Source organism: Pseudomonas batumici (genome assembly GCF_000820515.1).
In the GTDB taxonomy this organism is placed as follows: domain Bacteria; phylum Pseudomonadota; class Gammaproteobacteria; order Pseudomonadales; family Pseudomonadaceae; genus Aquipseudomonas; species Aquipseudomonas batumici.
In genome coordinates this window covers 1-18,620 of sequence record NZ_JXDG01000112.1, presented here as the reverse complement: position 1 = coordinate 18,620, position 18,620 = coordinate 1, and the positions used below count along the sequence as shown (strand labels likewise).

Here is an 18,620-nt window from a genome sequence, read left to right as displayed (position 1 = left end):
CAACCCCTCCTAGAAACGGTAGGTCAAGTCGACGAGCAACCGCACGTCGCGTTCGCGGTTGCCGTCATAGGGGCGGCTGATCCAGCTCAGGTTCGCCCCGACCTCAAGCACATCGTTCCAGCTCACCTTCTGGCCATAGCCCAACAGTGCGATCGCCCCGGTCGAGAAGTCGCGCTGGCTGTAGCTCCCGGCCCCCACCTGGAACTGCTGGCTCCACTGGGTTTCGTAACGGCGATAAAGAACGTGGTCGACATTCACCGTCGGCAACACGCTGAAATCGGACTTGGGGTTGAAGTACGGCACGTCCTGGTTCTCGCTGTTGTGACTGGCACTGACCTCCAGACCCAGATCCACGTGCACATGAGCCGTGCTGTAGATGCCCTCGCGCCCTGTCAACAGCACCTCGGTGCGATTGTTGCCATCGCTGAAATGCGAGGGCGTCACGGCCAGCTTCCATTCGCGGCTTTCGTTGGCGCGCCAGCGCAGGAAACCGCTCGCCGAGTCGGCCGTGATGTCGTGCTTCAAGGCACGCAAGGGCGTGGCCGCCGCCAGACGTTCGAGACTGGCGCCGTATTGCCAGTGATCGTCGATATCGAAGGCAGCCGCCAGGCGCGCCCCGAGCCTGTCGCCGTAGCCGAAGGACTGGTTGGAGACCTCGGCTTCGAGGGTCATGTCGCGGGCTCGATACTCCGCCCCGAGGCGTTGCCAGCGACGCCGGGCGTCGCCTTCGGAGAAGCGGGCGAAGGCGTAGCCGGCCCCGGCGAACAGTCGCCAGTTTTCGTTGATCGGCGGGCTGTAGAGCACGCTTTCAATACCGTAGTCACGGGTGCCGGTGACCACCCCGGGATCGGTGCCGTTGCCGCCGCCGAAGCTCTTGCCGGTATAGGCCTCCACCCGCAGTTCGGCCATATCATGAACGTCACGCAGACGCTCCAGGCGCTGGACCCGCGGACTCTCTGGAAAGCGCTGGGAGACGTCGTCGGTGAGCACGTCGAGCTGACGCCACTCCTGCAACGCCAGTGCGGTATTGCCTTGGGAGATTTCCAGCGACAGGTCGCGCGGTACCGCACTTTCGGTTTCCTTGTTCAGCGCCTCGGCACGACGCGGCCAGTCACGCGCCAGGTACATGTCGGCCTCCGCCGCACGCATGCCGACCGCCCCTGGCGCCCGCACGGCCAGTTCCTCCAGGTTTTTCTCGCTGGTTGGCAGGGCTCCGTCATGGAGCCCCATCTGGGCCGCCAGCTGCCGGGCATCCACCCACTCGTCGTTGGCCACGCCATCCGGTCCACCCTTGAGGAAATGGCGCGGCGGCACCTCTTTGGCCAGATCGTCCGCCACCGTACGCGCTGCATCCGGCTGGTCGGTTTCAACCAATGCATAGGCCAGCGCCGAGGTGTCCTCCACCCGGTTTGCGGGATCCGCCTCCGGCGACGCGAGGACCTGGCGATACAGCACCACGGCCTGCTCCGGCTGGCGGACCCCAAGATAGGCCGCCGCCACCCAGCGCAGGGCGTAGACCGGGATCGTCACGCCTTCGTCGAGCAAAGCCTGGTACTCGGCCACTACCTGGGCGTTGCGTGCCCTGGCCTTGAGCGCGCCCAAGCGGTCAATCCGCCAGCGCACCCCATCGTCATGGGCTTGCGGGTCCGCGGCCGCGCTGGCGAGCAAATGGTCATAGTCGGCCAATGCCCGATCGGCGATGACAAACCGTTCTGTCTCACTGCGGGTCGGCAATTCGGCCAGGCGCACGCGCTCGGCAGCCAGTTCGCCTTCAAGGCGTCGGGTCGCCGCCGCATCGATCAGCCCGGGATACCGCTGGGCCAGGCGCAAGGCCGGTTCCGGCATGCGCACGCGCTCCAGGGCGAACAGGTATTCACGAATGACCTCGGGTTTGTCCGAGGCGCGGACAAAGGCCTGGTCGTACTCGAACAAGGCTTCATTGTTGGCACCCGAACGGGTCAGCGCGTACCCCAGGGCCATGCGCCGGGCCGGATCATTGGGCTGCCTGGCGACCTGCTCGCGCGCCCGGCGCACTGCATCCTGGGGATCACCGCCATCGGCCTCGGTAACCGCCAGGCCCAGTTGCAGGTCGGCATTCTGCGGGTCGCGCTGCAGGGCCAGGCGATAAAGGCGCTCGGCATCATTCCAGCGTTTCAGGTTGCGATAGGCATGGGCGACGGCGCTCAGGGCCTGGGTCGGCAGGGTCCGCTGGGCGCCCTGGGTTTCATAGACGCTGACCACTTCGGCATCCAACCCGGCCCAACTGGCGATCAGCAGGTGATCGCTGATCTGACCGGTGGATTGTTGTGCGGCGGGCAGTTGCCGCAAGTGCACCAGCGCCGGCGTGTAACTGCCGTCACGGGCTTGCCGGATCAGTTGGTCGTAGGCCGTGTCGGCCAAGGCATTGAGAGGCCACAGCAGCTGGCTACACAGCGCCACCCCCAGCAACGGGTGCAATCTGCCCCCCAGGCAGAAAAGAGCGTTACGCGGCATATCGTCCATTTCCCCAGTGATAGCCGGAGTCCAATGCTCCTGCCTGATCCAGAAACTCAGCATGGAGCTTAACGACAGTGGCCATGCAGCCCCCCCACTGCCTATCACGAAGGTTAGACGAAAAAATCAGCGCCAAGCGTTATTCGGACATCGTTGCCAAAAAGACCTGGAGCGCCTCTGCGTCAGTCCTGCCACAGTGGCAGGCAAAGCGTCTGTAGGGATCGAAGAGGGTCAGCAGTGGGCCATCGGCCCGGACCAGGCTTTCATCGGCCTCGTCGAGCCGACGGCGCAACTCGATGCCCTTGAGTTGCGCCGAGGGTGCCCTATGGGTATCGGCTGGACAGCGTCACCCCCAAGTTGGACACCAGGCTCAAGGCTGTTCGCCACCCTGGCCGCCGAACTTGGTCAGCAGCAGGGTGATGAAGTCTTCCACCGGCATCTTCTGCCCGTTGAAGTCCACCTGGCCGCCCGCGTAGTGCAGCGCGGAGACGATGTCGTTGCCTTGCACGGTCGCCATCTCCGTGGACAACGCCATGGTGCCGGCCATTTCACTGGCCGTCGAGGCTTGCTGGGCGACGGCCTTGGGGTCGCTCTGGCCCTGGATCTGCGCCTGCAGGCCGGCCAGGTCGGAGATCATCGGCTTGGACAGCAACACCTTGGCATCCAGCTGCGAGACCAGTTGCTTGCCCAACTCCACCGGCGGCAGCTCGGTGGAGGACGGGTTGGTCAGGTCCACCAGCAGGCTGGCGCGGCTCTCGCCGTTGGCGGTCTTGAACGAGAAGTTTTCCAGGGCGATCTGCGGCTTGCCGGCCAACAATTGCTTGATGTCGGCTTCGGCCTGGGTCTGCTGGGCCGGGGTCAGTTCCGGTACCGCCGCCTCAGGGTCTTGAACCCCTGCCGCCTGGGCCTTTTGCAGCGCCTCCAACTGGACCTGGTACAGCTTGATCAGCGATTGCATCGCCGGAAAATCCAGGTTCTTCGCCGTCCAGCTCATCTGGGCGCTGCCCACCGGCTTGTCGTTGTAGTCGATGGAGGCCACGTTATAGGCCAGTCGTCCGGAGAGCACATTGCCCGCCGCTTCCGTCGAGTCCTTCTGCTCGAAACCCTTGATCGTGACCACCGCCGGCTTGACCCCGTAGGTCACCTTGGTCTCGCTCAGCTCCAGGATGTTCTGCCCCAGGTAGAAACCCAAACCGCTCTTGGCCAGGTCGCTGGCCAGGGTCAGGCCGTTCAGTTCGACCTGTACCGGTCCCTGCTCTGGAGACACCGCGGACACCTTGAGGTTGTCCATATAGCCGTTGAGCTTGATCTTGGCCGCCTGGTCGCTGGCGCTCAGCGCCAGGCTCAGCCCGGAAAATTTCAGGTGGGTGGTGGCGTCCGGCGCGAAGTCCAGCGGCACCAGTTCGATATTGCCCTCCACCGAGCGGTTGTAGCCCAGGGCAATCTGGCCCTTGAGCGGCGCGGCGCCCTTGGCGGCGTCGAACCACGGGGCGGTGGTGTCGCTCTTTTCCAGCTCGTAGTTGCTGTAGACCATCACCGGCGCCAGCTTCAGGGCCTTGAGACGCGACCACGGCAACGGCCCGTGCTCGATATGGTCGACGAACAGCAGCTCGATGTCCTTCTTCTGTTCACCGGCCTGCAGGTTCTGCAGCTTGACGCGGTAGTGCGCGGTGCTGCTGAACAGGTGGCGATCCAGCGACACCAGCTCGACATTCGCGCTGCCGCCGGTGCTGGCCAGGGCGATTTTCAACTGTTGGTTGGCATCCTGGATCGAGGTGTTCAGTACCCCTTCCAACTGATTGCCGGTGTACCACGCGCCGACGCTGCTCACCGCGCCGACCACCACGACAAAACCTAAAAGCAATCCTGCTGATTTATTCATGAATTGATCCGATCGATATCCGTTGCATGGAGAAATGCTGGTCTTCCTGACCCCTGATCGGAGCCGGCTCGACAATGCCCGAAGGCGCCTAGGGTAGCATTTGCCGAGACGGGGTTGCTCAGGAATACTGGACTTCCATCTCATCCAACTGATGATCGAAGGTTTTCAGCCGTGCGGTCCAGGTGTACACCAGCACCTCGAAGTCGCGGTTGATCACCACCCCGTTCGGCGAGTCGTTACGCGGGTCGCAGACGTCCAGCTGATAGCGTTCGCGGGCCATGGCCGTGGCGACATCGGACAATTCGCGGGCGTTGCTCAGCCAGTGGCGCTCGTCATGGGCCACTTCGCGGTCGAGTTTCAGGCATTGGCTTTTCAGCGCTTCAAGGCTTTTTTCCAGCGGGGTCCCGGTGAGTTCGCCCATGACCTCCTGGAAGGTCCGGCCCGGTTGCCAATAGCTGCCCCAGAAATACCGGTCGAAGACGGTTTCGACACGACGCAGGGCGACCTTGGTGTCCCAGACCAACACCAGGGTCTTGCTCTGGGACAACTGGCGTTTCTTCACCTGCTGCGCCTGGTAGCTGGCCCAGGCCACCATGCTGATGGACATCACCGCGATCAACGCCGTGGCGCTGTCGAGAAAGATCAACGCCTTATCGATCTGCTGCGCCAGCATGACGCCATAAAAATACGTCGCCGAGAGCAGAACCAGTGCCACCACGGCACACCAGAAACCAGGAGCATAAGGGTTTTTCATTATGAGAATCCCCATCGAGCCATGCTGACCACGATGGTTAGGATTCACCCAACACTCCCAACCAACGGCGACCAGCCGATAGTTAGGAGCATAGCAACGGACTCAGGGTTTCGCGTGCTCGGCAGGTGGCGTTCGTCCGCTTTCCCAACCGCCGCCGAGGGCCAGGAACAGTTCGATCTGACTCATCGCCACCTGGGTGTTGGCCGCCGCCAGCTGTGCCCGCACATCGGTGTAGGTGCGGGTCGCCTGCAGGTCCGCCAGGAATGACGCGCGACCGGCGGTGTAGAAGCGATGCGTCTGGTCCGCCGCCTGCCTGGCCGACTGCTCGGCATCGGCCAGGGCATCGCGGCGGTCGAGCTGCGCGGTGTACTGGGCCAGGCTGGTCTGGGTTTCGCGGACGGCATTGAGCACCACGCCGTCGAAATGCGCCAGGGCACCCTGGGTGGTGGCCTCGGCTTCGCGGATGCGCGCCCGCGCGCCGTTGGTCGGCACCGTCCAGCTGATCGCCGGTCCGAAGCCCCAGCGATTGGTCGACGGCTGGCCAAGATCCTTCAGCATACCGACCGAGCCCACCGTGGCGCCGATGCTGATGTTCGGGTACAGCTCGCCCGTGGCGACGCCTATACCGGCCGTCGCCGCCGCCAGCCGGCGTTCGGCCTGGCGGATATCCGGACGGCGCTTGAGCAGCTCGGCGCCGTCGCCCACCGGCAGCAACTGGGCGATATGCGGCAGCGACGCGCAATCGGCGACACCGGCCGGCAACTGGTCCAGGGGTTTGGCCAGCAACATCGACAGGCGGAACAAGCCGGCCTGGCGCGCGGCCTGGTAGCGCGGCAGTTCGGCGCGCAGGGATTTGAACTGGGTCTGGGACCGGGTGACCTGGGTTTCGTCGCCGCGCCCGGCATCACGCAGACGCTTGGTCAGCTCGGTGCTCTGGGCTTGCAGCTCGACGGACTTCTCGGCGATCTCGCGCTCTTCGTTGGCCGCGCAGATCTGGGTATAGGAACGCACCACATCCGCCACCAGGGTGATCCGGGCCACGTCGCCCGCCGCCTGGGTCGCGTCGGCATTGGCCTTCGCCCCCTCGATACCCCGTTGCAAAGTCCCCCACAGATCGAACTGATAGGACACGGATAGCGCAATATCGCCGACGTTGGCCACAGGAACCTTTTCCGGCAGCAGGAAGGCCTGGCCGGACTCCTGCAAACGCTCGGCACCGGCCTTCACCCCGGCACTGAAGCCGCCGGCCGCCTCGGCCTCTTCCACCTGGGCCCGGGCCCGCGACAGGCTCGCCGCCGCCACCCGCAGATCGGTGTTGGACGCCAACGCCTGGCGCACCAGCTCATCCAGGCGCGGGTCCTGGTACAGGCGCCACCAATCGCTCGGCACCGGCGCCGACACCACATTGTCGCCTTCGCCGGCCATGTTCCCTTGCAGGTCCTTGCGTTGCATCGCCGAATCGGCGGGCAGGTGATAATCCGGGCCGACGATCGAGCACGCCGACAACATCAGGCCCAGGCCGAGGGTCGCGACTTGCGCCAACGGTTTCATTGCGCGGCCTCTTTCTTCGGCGCGACCTTGGCGTCATCGATGATCGACACCGTGGCCGTACGCCCGGCGATCATGCGAAAGTCCGCCGGCACGTCGTCGAAGGCAATCCGTACCGGAATCCGCTGGGCCAGGCGCACCCAGCTGAACGCCGGGTTGACGTTGGGCAGCAGGTTCGAGCCACTGGTGCGGTCACGGTCCTCGATACCGGCGACGATGCTTTCGACATGCCCGCGCAACCGCGCATTGTCGCCGATCACCCGGATGTCCACGGCCTGGCCGACCTGGATGCCATCGAGCTTGGTTTCCTCGAAATAGCCATCGATATGGAAGGAACTGCTGTCCACCACCGACAGCACCGGCCGCCCGGCCGTGACGAACTCCTGTTCACGGGGTGCGCGGTCGTTGACGTAGCCGTCCACCGGGCTGCGGATCACCGAGCGGTCGAGGTTCAACTGCGCGGCGTCCACCGCCACCTGGGCCTCGGCCAGGGCCAGTTCGGCGCGGGCGACCCGCGACTGGCTTTCTTCCAGCTGCTCGCCGGCCACCAGGTTGCCCAGGCCACGGTTGCGCTTGTTCTCGCGCTGGGCCTGGGCCAGGGTTTCCTGACGGTCAGCCACGGCGGCCTTGGCCTGGCGCAGCGCCAGCTTGAAGCGGTCCTGGTCGATGCTGAACAGCACCTGGCCGCGGCTCACCGGCTGGTTGTCGCGCACCTGCACCTGCTGGATCAGGCCGGACACGTCCGGGGCGATCTGCACGATATCGGCGCGGATATGCCCGTCCCGGGTCCAGGGCGCGAACATGTAGTACATCACCATGCGCCAGACCACCAGGCAGGCGAAGATCACCACCAGCGAAGTCAGGACTACACGGCCAATGGTCAAAAGAGGTTTTTTCATGTCATCAGGTATCGACTGAACGAATCCACAACGCCCAGCAACAAAGCGTAGAGACCGACGTTGAACAAGGCCCGGTGCCAGACCAGGCGGTAGAAGTGGAGGCGCGTCAACAGCCCGTGCACCACCAGGTACAGCGCGTACGTAATGCCCATCAGCACCAGCAGCGTGGGCAGGAACACCCCGCTGATATCCAGGTCACCGATCATAAAGGCGCTCCATCGATCCCATGGGGAAGGGTTTCCTGTTGCTCGGCGCTCGCCACGAACTCGACCCCCGGCAGCAACGCCAGGCGCAGTCCGCTCAAGGCGTGCAGCAGGTGCAGGCGGGTTTCGCCGTCGTCCAGCCCCTGGGAACCCAGGGCCCGGCGGGTGCGGTCCATGGTCATCAGCAGCGCGGCGGGCGCCGGCAGACGTTCACGAGCCTTGAGACAGGCACGGAAATACTCGCCGACCTCCTCCACAACCTGCTTGAGCAGCCCATTGGCCACCCCCGTCACGCGCGGCGTGTAGGCCAGCAGGTCGAGCAGGTTGAGCGCCACCCGCAGCTCACGCAGCGCCGCGCCGGTGTCCTGGCCGGTCATGGCCAGGCGCGGCAGGTGCTGCATCAGGCGGTCGAGCATCTGCACGCCCATGTGCCGGTGCTCGGCCAGGGTCGCGGGCTCGGTCAGTCCGACGATGTCGCGCCAACTGAAGCGGGTCAGGCGCTTGGCCGCGAACTCGGCGCCGAAGGGTCGCGCCACCAGGGTCCAGACAAAGGCGAACAGCAACCCCACGGGACCGGCCAGGTTGGAGTTGGCGAAGTTGAGGAAGTCGGCGTCGTAGGCGCCCGAAATGCTGATGAAGGACGAGGTGTTGACGATGGTCAGCAGGGTGCCCAGGTAGAAACGCGGCTGCACGGTGAGGGTGCCGACGCAGATGAAGGGCACGGCGAAGGCCAGCACCAGCATCGGGAAGTCGTGCAGGTTGGGCAGCACCACGAACAGGTAGAGGCTGGCGAAGATCACCGATAGCGCGGTCCAGAAAAAGAACCGGTAGATCTGCGGCGCCGGGTCGTCCATCGCCGCGAAGAAACTGCAGGCCACCGCCGCCAGGATCACCGCGCTGGCACCGTCGGTCCAGCCCAGCAGGATCCACAGCACCGAGGCGAGGATGATCGCAGCGACGGTCGAGGCCACCGAATAGAGCATCAGCCCGCGGTCGAGGAAGGGGGTCAGCCGGCTCAGGCGCCAGTGCCGGTAGACCGCGCGCCAGTTGTCCTGGCTTTCACACTGGATGGCGTGTTGCAGGCTGCGGCAGTCCTGCCACAGGTCGATCCACTCGCCGAGGCGGTAGAGCGCATTGGAGAACAGCAACTGGCGCCGGTCGTCCAGTTCGACCGCGCTGGGTTGCAGGCTTTCCAACTGGCCGCGCAAGGCTTGCCAACGCTCGACCGAGGCGTCCTGCACAGTGCCCGCCAGCCACTCGCCGGCGGCTTCGAGCAAGGGCGTGAAACGCGCCACCAGTTCCGGCGTGCGGCGTTCCAGGGCGTACAGGGCGTCGTCGAGGGCATCGACCACCGGCAGCAGGTGGATCATCCGTCCGCGCAGTTCCTTGCTGTTGCGCACGGTCTGCGGCCTGGCGCCTTCGTGGGACAACTGGCCGATCATCGGCTCCAGGCTGTTGAAGGTGGCGACCATCGACGCGCGCAGGGCGCTGACTTCATCGGTCTGCACGTTGCGCGAGAGAAAGCGCAGGCTGTAGGTGGAGGCGTCGCCGAACCATTTGCCGGCCGCATCGATGAACACCGGCGCCAGGCGCCGGGGCCAGAACATGCTGCCGACCACCGCCGCCACGACGATGCCGAGGAAGATTTCCTCGGTCCGCGACACCGCCACATCGAACACTCCCAGGGGGTTGTCCACCACCGGCAGGGCGATCATCGGCATGGTGTAGCCGGCGAGCATCAGCGCGTAGCTGTTGGCGGTGCGCAGGTGCAACGAGAGAAACAGCAGGATGCCGGTCCAGAGCGCGATCGCCACCGCCAGCAGGAACGGGGTCTGCACGAACAGCGGGACGAAAAACACCGCCGCCGAGGCGCCGAGAAAGGTCCCGACCGCACGGTACAGGGCCTTGGAGCTGGTGGGGCCGACAAAGGGGCTGGAGACGATGTAGACGGTGGCCATGGCCCAGTACGGACGTGGCAACTCCATCAGCAAGGCGATATACAGCGCGATCATCGAGGCGGCGAAGGTGCGCACGCCGTAGAACCAGTCGCGAGCGGGGGGCATGCCGGTCCAGAAACCGTTCACGGGTTCGCCACTCCCAGGTTCTGCCCGGCCGCCTCGAAGGCGCGAATCACCCGCAGCGCCGCCTCCAGGTCGCCCGGTTCGATACCGTCGAGCACTTCAGAGCGCAGGCGTATCAATTCGATTTCGATGTCCTGCATCAGGCGCTCGCCGGCCTCGGTCAGGCTCAGGCATTTGGCCCGGCGGTCGCTGGGGTCTTCGCTGCGCAGCACATAGCCGGCATTGCACAACTGGTCGAGCAGGCGCACCAACGACGGGCTTTCCATCCCCGCCTCCTGGGCCACGGTCACCTGGCGTACGCCCGGCCCCATGCGACCAACCAGCAACAACGGCATGGCACAGGCTTCGGAGATCCCATAGTTGACCAGCGTGGCCTGGCACACCCGGCGCCAATGGCGCGAGGCGACAACGAGGCCGGCACTGATGTGCTTGTGCAGCTGTTCGAGGGGCTTGGACACGGCAGATTCGCATTGTTAGTTTGCTAACTATCAATATCTCGCATCAGCCGGTGGGTCGTCAAGTTTTGAAACAATTACTTCATCCTGCGCGTCAAACGCCTCGCCCCTTCCTCAACAACACATCCAACTGGTCCACCACTTCCGCCCAGTCGGCATCGTCCAGGATCTCATCACGCAGGAAGTCCGCCTGGCACTGGGTCCAGAAAAAGGCATCCGCCAGATGCAGCTCCGGCTTGAGCGGCGAATGGGTGGCGATGAAGCGGTCGATGCTGACGGGGTCATCGGGCAGGCCCAGTTGTTTGAACAGGGACGGCAGGCTGTGCTCAGGTGATTCCATCGGGGGGCTCCGGGATTCAAGGAAAGGGCGATGCCGGTCAGGCGGTTTCGCGAACAAGCGCGTCCCCGCCGTGCAGCACCGCGTGAGTGGAAAGCCGACAGCGTACGAGGCTCATTGAGAGAGCTCGCACACCTCGGCATGGGGCACCAGTTTCAGGAACTGGTCCATTTGCATATGCACCAGGTTGTTGTGATTGCCGGCTTCCAGGTAGATGTCCTGCTGACGGGTCAGCATCGGGTCGACCACCATCTTCAGGCCATAGGACTCACCCAGCGCCGGCACGGCCCCGCGTTCGCAATCCTGGAACAGATAGGCCAGGGTGCTTTCCCGGCTGATCTGCCAGGTACTGGCACCGCGGACCTTGCTCAGGTCCAGGTGCTGGCTGGCGGGCAGTACCGCCATCAGGTAATGACCGTGTTGGTCGTCGAGCACCACCGACTTGGCCATGCGTTCGGCCGGAATACCCGCCAAACGGGCAGTTTCCAGGCTGCTGGACGAATGAGGGTGAGTGACGATGTCGAATTCGCAACGCGCCTGTTCCAGGCTGCGTTGTACAGTTTTTGCCATGCGCATGATGCACCTCCGAGCCCTGCCGAATGCCCCAGGGCGATGGGTTTGCTGCATTCCTTGGATAAGAGTCTAGGCAGTTCATCGCCAGGCGTCGGCTTAACCTCAGTAACCGTTCTCGCTATCACCGCCGCTCGATAGTCGGGTCAGGTCTAAAAGCCCGGTGGAAGGCCGTGGGCCGGCGTTTATCCGGCGCAGCACCACGGCTCGACTAGACTTTGACTAATGGGGGTGACGAAACTCGCGGAGAACTCAAGTGAGCCATCGTTACTACTGGTGGGCCTGGCTGTTGTTCGGGTGGCTGATCGTCTGGCCGGTCGGGCCCCAGCTTGCCGAAGGGGCCGACTCCGTCGTGACCCTGCTTGTGCTGCCCATCGACGACTCCGGTGCCGGGCTGATCCTGCTGGGCATCGCCCTTATCGTGGCCGAAGCCCTGATGCCAAGCTTCGGCGCAATCGGCTTCGGCGGTCTCGTCGCGGTCGTGATGGGCATGCTGATCCTGCTCGACCCACAGGTATTCGGCGACAACACCTCGCGCCCGTTGAAACTCACTCTGCTGCTGATCGCGGTGCTCTTGCTGGTCGGCTTGATCGGCGCGGTCTACAAGGCCCGCCAGCGCCAGGTGGTCAGCGGCGACGCCGGGCTGGAAGGCAGCCGGACCCTGGTGACCGCCCTGAAAACCGACAATGCCTGTGCCGGCTGGGTGCGCTTGCAAGGCGAAAACTGGCAGATCCAGAGCCCAACCCCGCTGCATCCCGGCCAACAAGTCCAGGTGATCGCGCGCAAGGGCCTGCTGCTGGAAGTGAAAGCCGTTGACGACCCGCCCGGGTGAGGAGATTGATCATGGTCCTGCAATTGGGTTCAGGCGCGCTACTCGCGTTCCTGCTGCTGATGCTCGCGGCGTCGACCTTTCGCATCCTGCGCGAATACGAGCGCGGCGTGGTGTTCCAGCTCGGACGCTTCTGGCAGGTCAAGGGCCCTGGACTGATCATCTTGATTCCGCTGGTGCAGCAAATGGTCCGGGTCGACCTGCGCACCGTGGTCCACGATGTCCCGCCGCAGGACGTGATCACCCGCGATAACGTCTCGGTGAAGGTCAATGCGGTGCTGTATTTCCGCGTGCTCGATCCCCAGAAGGCGATTATCCAGGTGGAAAATTTCCTCGCCGCCACCAGCCAACTGGCCCAGACCACGTTGCGCGCGGTGCTGGGCAAGCACGAACTGGATGAACTGCTGGCCGAGCGGGAAAAGCTCAACGCCGATATCCAGCAGGTGCTGGACGCCCAGACCGATGCCTGGGGGATCAAGGTGGCCAACGTCGAGATCAAGCACGTCGACCTCAACGAATCGATGATCCGCGCCATCGCCAAGCAGGCCGAGGCCGAACGGGAGCGGCGGGCCAAGGTGATCCATGCCGAAGGTGAATTGCAGGCTTCGGAGAAACTGATGCAGGCCGCCGAGATGCTCGGGCGCCAGCCGGGGGCCATGCAGTTGCGTTATATGCAGACCTTGTCGTCGATTGCCGGGGACAAGAGTTCGACCATCGTGTTTCCGCTGCCGATCGAGTTGCTCAAAGGCATGGCGGATTTGTCGGCGAAAGGTCAGGCCTGACGCCACCTTGGAGATACGGTATTGCCCCTTAACTCGCAGCTACGGCGAACGCGGTCACTGTAGGAGCTGGCTTGCCAGCGATGAGGCCCGCAAGTCTTGCGTCGATTGTCCGGCCGCCATCGCCGGCAAGCCGGCTCCCACAAAGAAAGCCCGGGTCAGCGTTGACGGCCATTGCGCACAAGAGGGCGTCGGCCGGCTGCACCTGGAGGGTTGCGTTCCGCTCGCAAGGTTTCCAGTGCCTGATAAGGCCCCTCGGCCCAGTGCGCCACCCGTTCCCTGAGCCGCTCGGACGCTTCCCGGTGCTTGTCCTGACCATCCGGCACAAACACCTGGTCCGGCTGCTTGGCATGCTGCCGTACCACGGAAAACAACTGGTCGCGTTGCCCGGAATCGAGCCCGAAGAACGCCCCCAGGTGTCCGTCAAACGCCCCCGGCAACTCGCTGTAGTTGACCGGCAAACCGCCAAAGGCCACACAGTGCTCCCAGCCCTGCTGGAGGATCCGCCCCAGGCGCGCGGCGATATAGTCTTCCCGCGAATCGTCCTGCCCCGGGGTGTCCAGCGAGCTGCTGCCGAGCATCCCCGGGACCATGTGCATGCCGGCCCGGCGCACGTGGGACACGGCAATTTCCAGCGGATCGCGGTACAGGAACAGCCAGGGCGTCTCGGGAAAGCATTCGCGCAACAACGGCAACTCGCCGATATTCCAGGCATCCAGCTTGATCACCAGTGCCTCCTCGCCGCCACGCCGCCGCTGGCCGTAGGCCGCCAGCAGGCCGTGCAACGCCGCACGCCGCTCCTGCGGATCGAGGTGGTCACGCAACAGCCGGTCCAGGGGCGGCGGCTCGCTGATCACGATATGGCTGTCCAACTGCGCCAACATCTGGCCGATCAGCGTCGAACCGCACCGCGAGGCGTGGTAGATGAATGCGCTCGGCGCCACGGCCGGCACCTGCCATTCGCTGAGCACCGCCAGCGGCGTTTCACGCCGGAAGGCCTGGTTGAACGGCAGCTGCAGGGCGTCGTCCACCGAATCGCCAAAGAACGGCTGGTCCAGCCGGTGCTCACCGAACCAGCACCAGTCGACACGCCAATGCGCGTCTTCGCGCCAGACGCGAATCGGCAACCAGTCCTTCAGGCCGTCCATGGTTGATTCCAGTTGCGACGGCCCCGGGCCATGGCCGCGCACAGGTCCGAACGGGCGAAATGCAGGCCGTGGGCGGCGGCTCGCTCCAGGGTGCGGGTAATAAAGCCCTCGCTGTCCGTTTGCGCCTGGAGTTCCCGACACAGTTGCGGGTCACGCTCCAGCCACTGGCGAAACTGCTCGAGCGCCACGGCGGCCCGCCCCAGGCCAGGGGCCGGGGTACTCGGCAAGCCCGCGGCGATCTGCTGTTCCAGCCAGGCATTCGGACGACAGTCGAGCACCAGATGGACCCGCGCCCGATCCCCCCAATTGTCGACGCTGTGGGGCCGCGACAGATCGAGAAACCAGCATTCGCCGGCCTTCATGGGAATGCGTTGCCCATCGAGCATGAACTCCACGTCGGGCGGGCTGAGCAGGGGAATATGCAGGCGCCGATCGGCGTCCGGGGCACCGAGATCATAATCGCGGTGTTCATGGATCCGCCCGCCTGGCCCCAGTCGCAGCAGGCGCGCCGAGCGGATTTCCAGGGGCAGGCCCTGCAAGCCATAGGACCATTTCGGGTCTTCCAGCCAGGGCTTGCGCGCAACGGCTTCGCCCTTGCCCGGCGCCAGTTCGCCGAGGGCATCGCTGGCGGAAATCAGCGCCACCCCACTCCACTCGCCCGCGTAGTAATCGCTATTGAAATGCGCCACCCAGGCGCTCTCACCCAACTGCGTCAAGGCCTGCAGCAACAGTGGCAGGTCCACGGCGACAGGCAGGCGGGAAAACGCCGGCAGGCTCAAAAGCCGGCTCCGTCCGCGCGTGCGCCGTCGAGTCGGCACCCGCCACGGGCCTCGCGCGGACCAAGCTGGAGGCTGGCTCCCGGGGCCAGTCGGTCATTGCCCCTGGGCATGGCTCACAGGCTCATCGATCTTGCCCGCCGCCCACTCGGATTCACGCGCGGCCAAGGCCCCGGCAATCGCCTGGATCTTGGTCGAGGACACCTCCGGCGGCAGCGGGTCGAGCCCGGCGCTGGCAAAGATCTGCCCGTAGGCGTTGCGCAGGTCGGCATAGGCCAGGTCGCGGCGCAGGTCGGCCTGCAAGGTGTTGAGTTCGCCCTGGATCAGGTCCAGTTCGCCCAACCCCGCCGCCTTGTAGCGGTTGCGCAGCTGCCCGACGATCTGCCCGTCGATGCTCGACAGTTGCTGGCTGGTATTGAACTGGCGCAGCGCTTCACGGTAGTTGGCATTGGCCACGTAAAGCTGGGCCAGTACCGCGATGGACATGGCCTGGCGGCGCGCCGTGGCCACTTCTTCGCCGGCCTTGGCGACGTCGATGGCCGCCGGGGCGGAGATCACGTTGAACAGGTTCCAGGTGACCTTGACGCCGTAGTCGGCCCACTTGTCGTTGACCAGGAAGGAGTTGCTGTCGTAATGGCCGCCGGCGGAGAACTCCAGGCCTGGCAGCAGGCGCAGCATGGCCTTGCGGGTTTCGTTGGCGCTGATGCGGGTCTGGTAGTCCTGTTCACGCAGTTCCGGACGGCTGGCCAGGGCTTCCTGTTCCAGCTTGGCCATGTCGACCTTGAGTTCCGGGATCTCGTAGTTGTCCGGGGTCGCCAGGGTCAGCTCGGTGCCCATGGGCAGGTTGATCAGGGTCGCCAGTTCGGTCTTGGCCAGGGTCAGCGCCTTGCGCTGTTCTTCCAACTCGCGCGTGGCGACGATCAACGCACGCTGGTAACCCAGGGCCTGGACCGGATCGCCGATACGCTGTTCGCTCATTTTCTCGCTGTTGCCCTGGGCCTGCTCGACCCTCGCCATCAGGCTGTCGATCTGCTTGAGCAGGCGTTCGGCGGCCACCGCACGCCAGTAGGCCGAGCGCACGTCCTGGACGATGGTGTTGACCACCTTGCGCCGCCGTTCCTGGACGATCAGCCGTTGGTCGCCCTGCTGCTTGGCGTTGATGTAGCTCACACCGAAGTCGAGCACGTTCCAGACCATGGTCAGGTCGGCGACGCGACGGTCACGGTCCTGGGAGGTCGACGGTTCCAGGGACTGGGTCCCGGTCCTGACGCTCTGGCTGCTGGAGGCACTGACGTTGTTACGCCCGGCATAACCGGCGTCCAGCGCCATGCGCGGCAGCATGTCGAAGCTGGCGAGGTCGAGCTGGCGTTTGGCCAGGGCCTCTTCCATGACCTTGAGCCGGCCTTCGAGGTTGTACTTCACCGCGCGGGCCATGGCTTCGTGCAGGGTCAGCGGGCCGCTCAACGGCTCCTGATCCTTGAACATGGTCTGCATATCACTCTTGGCGCGTTGTTCGCTGACGCTACGATCGATCGGCTGGCTGGTGACGGCACAACCACTGACTACCAGCGCCAGCATACTGACGCTGAACAACTTATGACTTCTTCTCATCCCTTGCACCGCCCCCTGACTACCGCATTCTTTTTTATAGGCGCCGACAACCGTCGGCGCAGATCCCCAAAATTGTTCAGGCCGACATTTCGCTGATGCCGACTTGTTCCAACGCCCAGGCTAGTTCATGCAGCTGTTTCTGCTCGTTATCTTTGATCTTCTGCAATTGCTGCCCCAGGGTTGGCGCACCGAAAGCGCCGCGCCCGCCCTGGGCCGGATCACCCAGACCCTTGCCGTTGCGGTCGAAGACCTGGCCGTTGGAGATATCGTTGCTGGTCGATTCGTGGTGGAAGACCGTCGACACGGTACTGTTGCCGAACACCCCGCCATCGCCGCCGCCAAAACCGAGGAAGCCACTGGCGTTGCCATTGCCGGCACCGTCGGTGCTGAACACCTGGGCGATATAGCTCGGCGCCAGCGCGTTGTGGTTGATGAAGATATTGCCCACTGGCGGCAGGCCATCGCCCGAGGTGCGCTGTTCGAACAACGGCGGGAAGCCCAACGGCGCACCCAGGTTGCCGGTCGGCACGATGCTGATCGACGGCAGCAACGGTTGGTTCGGCCCGACCGATTGCGCCGCCGATCCATCCACCCGGAACTGCGGATCGCCGCCCAACGAGATCGTGTTGATCGTGTAGTTGTTGGAGTTGGCGAAGCCGGTGCCGGCGTTGCCGGCGAGGTCCGTGACCTGGCTGTTGTCCAGGGTGATGAAGTTGCTCGGGTCGTTGATGTTCGCCGTCGGCGTCAGGGTCGCGGTCCAGGTCTTGCCACCATCGCGGGTGACCAGGTTGGACAGGACGCCGTTGGCCACGCTCAGCTCCGACAGGTCGAAGTTGCTGACTTTCTCGCTGAAGGTGAAGGTCACGACGGTGGTCTGGCCGGCGGTCAGGTTCGGGTTGGCGACGCTGATGGTCGCCGTTGGCCGATCGCCATCGACCGCGTAGTTGTTGGAAATCGCGATGCTGTTCCCGGCATTGCCGGCGGTATCGCTGACCAGGCTGGTGTCCAGCACGATCAGGTTGGTGGCATCGGTGATATTCGCCGTCGGCGTCAAGGTCGCGGTCCAGGTCTTGCCGCCGTCGGCGCTGGCCAGGTTGGACAGGGTGCCGTTGGGCACGCTGAGCTCGGACAGGTTGAAGCCGGTCACCGCTTCGCTGAAGGCGATGGTCACCGTGGTGGTCTGGCCGATGCCCAGGTTGTTGTTCGCCACGGAGATGGTCGCGGTCGGACGCTGGGTGTCGATGGCGTAGGTGTTGGAGTTGGTGGTGCCCGCCCCGGCGTTGCCGTCCAGGTCCGTGTAGGCCGCGTTGTTCAGGCTGATCACGTTGCCGCTGTGGCTGATGTTGTTGGTCGGGGTGAAGGTCGCCGTCCAGGTGATACCGCCGTCGCTGCTGCTCACCGCGCTCAAGGTGCCATTGGCGACCGTCAGGTCGGCATTGCTGAAGCCGGTCACCGCCTCGCTGAAGGTAATGGTCACCAGAGAGCTCGAGCCGATGTTCAACGCCGGATTCGCCATCACGATGGTCGCCGTGGGGAGCACGGTGTCGACGGTGTAGTTCGCCGAACTGGTGGTGCCCGCGCCGGCATTGCCCGCAAGGTCCGTATAGGTCGTGTTGTTCAGGCCGATGACGTTGCTGGTGGCGTGAACGTTGCTGGTCGGGGTGAAGGTCGCGGTCCAGGTGACGCCGCCGTCGCTGCTGCTCACCGCGCTCAGGGTGCCATTGGATACCGTCAGGTCGGCGTTGCTGAAGCCGGTCACCGCCTCGCTGAAGGTGAACGTCACCAACGAGGTCTGTCCGGCCGCCAGGGTCGGATTGGCCATCACGATGCTCGCGGTCGGGCGCACGCTGTCGACGTCATAGGCGTTCGAGGCGGTGGTACCGGAACCGCTGTTGCCGGCGGTGTCGGCCACCGTACTGTTGTCCAGGACGATGTGATTGTTGGCCTGGGTAATCCCCGCCGCCGGCGTCAGGGTCGCGGTCCAGGTGATGTTGTCGCTGGTGCTCAGGCCGCTCAGGCTGCCGTTGTCGGCGGTCAGGTCGGCCAGGGTGAGACCGGTCACCGCTTCGCTGAAGGTGATGGTCACCAGGGACGTGCCGCCGATGCCCAGGGCGTTGTTCGCGACCACGACGGTGGCGGTCGGGCGCTGGGTGTCGATGGCGTAGGTGTTCGAGTCGGTGGTGCCGCTGCCGGCATTGCCCGAGCTGGCCCCGTGGACCCCGGTGTTGTCCAGGGTGATGTGGCTGGCGGCGCTG

At 64.8% G+C, this 18,620-nt stretch carries 16 protein-coding genes; 2 read left to right on the top strand and 14 right to left on the bottom strand.

Going from position 1 to position 18,620, the window contains the following annotated elements:
* Positions 1–9 precede the first annotated feature (9 nt).
* The 10 genes from pgaA to UCMB321_RS28705 form a co-directional block, all read right to left on the bottom strand.
* Complete coding sequence (gene pgaA, locus UCMB321_RS28750) at positions 10–2,493, bottom strand: poly-beta-1,6 N-acetyl-D-glucosamine export porin PgaA (RefSeq protein WP_040071993.1); 2,484 nt, start codon at positions 2,491–2,493, stop codon at positions 10–12.
* A 370-nt stretch (positions 2,494–2,863) separates the two neighbouring features.
* Entirely contained in the window at positions 2,864–4,375 is a 1,512-nt protein-coding gene (locus tag UCMB321_RS28745) for a YdgA family protein (protein WP_040071956.1), read from the bottom strand.
* Between the two features lie 118 nt (positions 4,376–4,493).
* Complete coding sequence (locus tag UCMB321_RS28740) at positions 4,494–5,129, bottom strand: hypothetical protein (protein ID WP_040071955.1); 636 nt, start codon at positions 5,127–5,129, stop codon at positions 4,494–4,496.
* Between the two features lie 102 nt (positions 5,130–5,231).
* The gene (locus UCMB321_RS28735; protein ID WP_040071954.1) at positions 5,232–6,680 is read right to left on the bottom strand and encodes an efflux transporter outer membrane subunit; all 1,449 of its coding nucleotides are present in this window, start codon (positions 6,678–6,680) and stop codon (positions 5,232–5,234) included.
* Complete coding sequence (locus UCMB321_RS28730) at positions 6,677–7,576, bottom strand: efflux RND transporter periplasmic adaptor subunit (protein ID WP_040071953.1); 900 nt, start codon at positions 7,574–7,576, stop codon at positions 6,677–6,679. The genes UCMB321_RS28735 and UCMB321_RS28730 overlap by 4 nt, the downstream gene beginning before the upstream one ends.
* Entirely contained in the window at positions 7,573–7,782 is a 210-nt protein-coding gene (locus UCMB321_RS28725; protein ID WP_040071952.1) for a DUF1656 domain-containing protein, read from the bottom strand. The genes UCMB321_RS28730 and UCMB321_RS28725 overlap by 4 nt, the downstream gene beginning before the upstream one ends.
* A complete protein-coding gene (locus tag UCMB321_RS28720; RefSeq protein ID WP_040071951.1) occupies positions 7,779–9,863 on the bottom strand; it encodes an FUSC family protein in 2,085 nt (694 codons plus the stop codon). Before UCMB321_RS28720 ends, UCMB321_RS28725 begins: the two co-directional genes overlap by 4 nt.
* Positions 9,860–10,318, bottom strand: a complete 459-nt coding sequence (locus UCMB321_RS28715; RefSeq protein WP_040071950.1) for a MarR family winged helix-turn-helix transcriptional regulator — start codon at positions 10,316–10,318, stop codon at positions 9,860–9,862. Before UCMB321_RS28715 ends, UCMB321_RS28720 begins: the two co-directional genes overlap by 4 nt.
* 91 nt (positions 10,319–10,409) lie before the next feature.
* The gene (locus UCMB321_RS28710; RefSeq protein WP_040071949.1) at positions 10,410–10,655 is read right to left on the bottom strand and encodes a DUF2789 domain-containing protein; all 246 of its coding nucleotides are present in this window, start codon (positions 10,653–10,655) and stop codon (positions 10,410–10,412) included.
* Positions 10,656–10,766: 111 nt separating this feature from the next.
* Positions 10,767–11,228, bottom strand: coding sequence for an aminoacyl-tRNA deacylase (locus tag UCMB321_RS28705; protein ID WP_040071948.1), 462 nt, complete (start codon positions 11,226–11,228; stop codon positions 10,767–10,769).
* 250 nt (positions 11,229–11,478) lie between these two features.
* Between UCMB321_RS28705 and UCMB321_RS28700 the strand changes: the two genes are divergently transcribed.
* Both UCMB321_RS28700 and UCMB321_RS28695 read left to right on the top strand, forming a co-directional pair.
* Positions 11,479–12,054 carry an NfeD family protein gene (locus UCMB321_RS28700; protein WP_052451376.1) on the top strand — a complete coding sequence of 192 codons (576 nt, stop codon included), beginning with the start codon at positions 11,479–11,481 and terminating at the stop codon, positions 12,052–12,054.
* Positions 12,055–12,065: 11 nt separating this feature from the next.
* Positions 12,066–12,833 carry a slipin family protein gene (locus tag UCMB321_RS28695; RefSeq protein WP_040071947.1) on the top strand — a complete coding sequence of 256 codons (768 nt, stop codon included), beginning with the start codon at positions 12,066–12,068 and terminating at the stop codon, positions 12,831–12,833.
* 155 nt (positions 12,834–12,988) lie between these two features.
* Here the strand turns inward: UCMB321_RS28695 and UCMB321_RS28690 are convergent, their stop codons facing one another.
* The 4 genes from UCMB321_RS28690 to UCMB321_RS31140 form a co-directional block, all read right to left on the bottom strand.
* Positions 12,989–13,978, bottom strand: coding sequence for a sulfotransferase family protein (locus tag UCMB321_RS28690; protein ID WP_052451375.1), 990 nt, complete (start codon positions 13,976–13,978; stop codon positions 12,989–12,991).
* Positions 13,966–14,757, bottom strand: coding sequence for an aspartyl/asparaginyl beta-hydroxylase domain-containing protein (locus UCMB321_RS28685; protein WP_040071946.1), 792 nt, complete (start codon positions 14,755–14,757; stop codon positions 13,966–13,968). The genes UCMB321_RS28690 and UCMB321_RS28685 overlap by 13 nt, the downstream gene beginning before the upstream one ends.
* A 93-nt stretch (positions 14,758–14,850) precedes the next feature.
* Positions 14,851–16,365, bottom strand: coding sequence for a TolC family protein (locus UCMB321_RS28680; RefSeq protein ID WP_040071945.1), 1,515 nt, complete (start codon positions 16,363–16,365; stop codon positions 14,851–14,853).
* 76 nt (positions 16,366–16,441) lie between these two features.
* On the bottom strand, positions 16,442–18,620 hold a 2,179-nt coding region (locus UCMB321_RS31140; protein WP_040072072.1), incomplete at its 5' end, for an Ig-like domain-containing protein.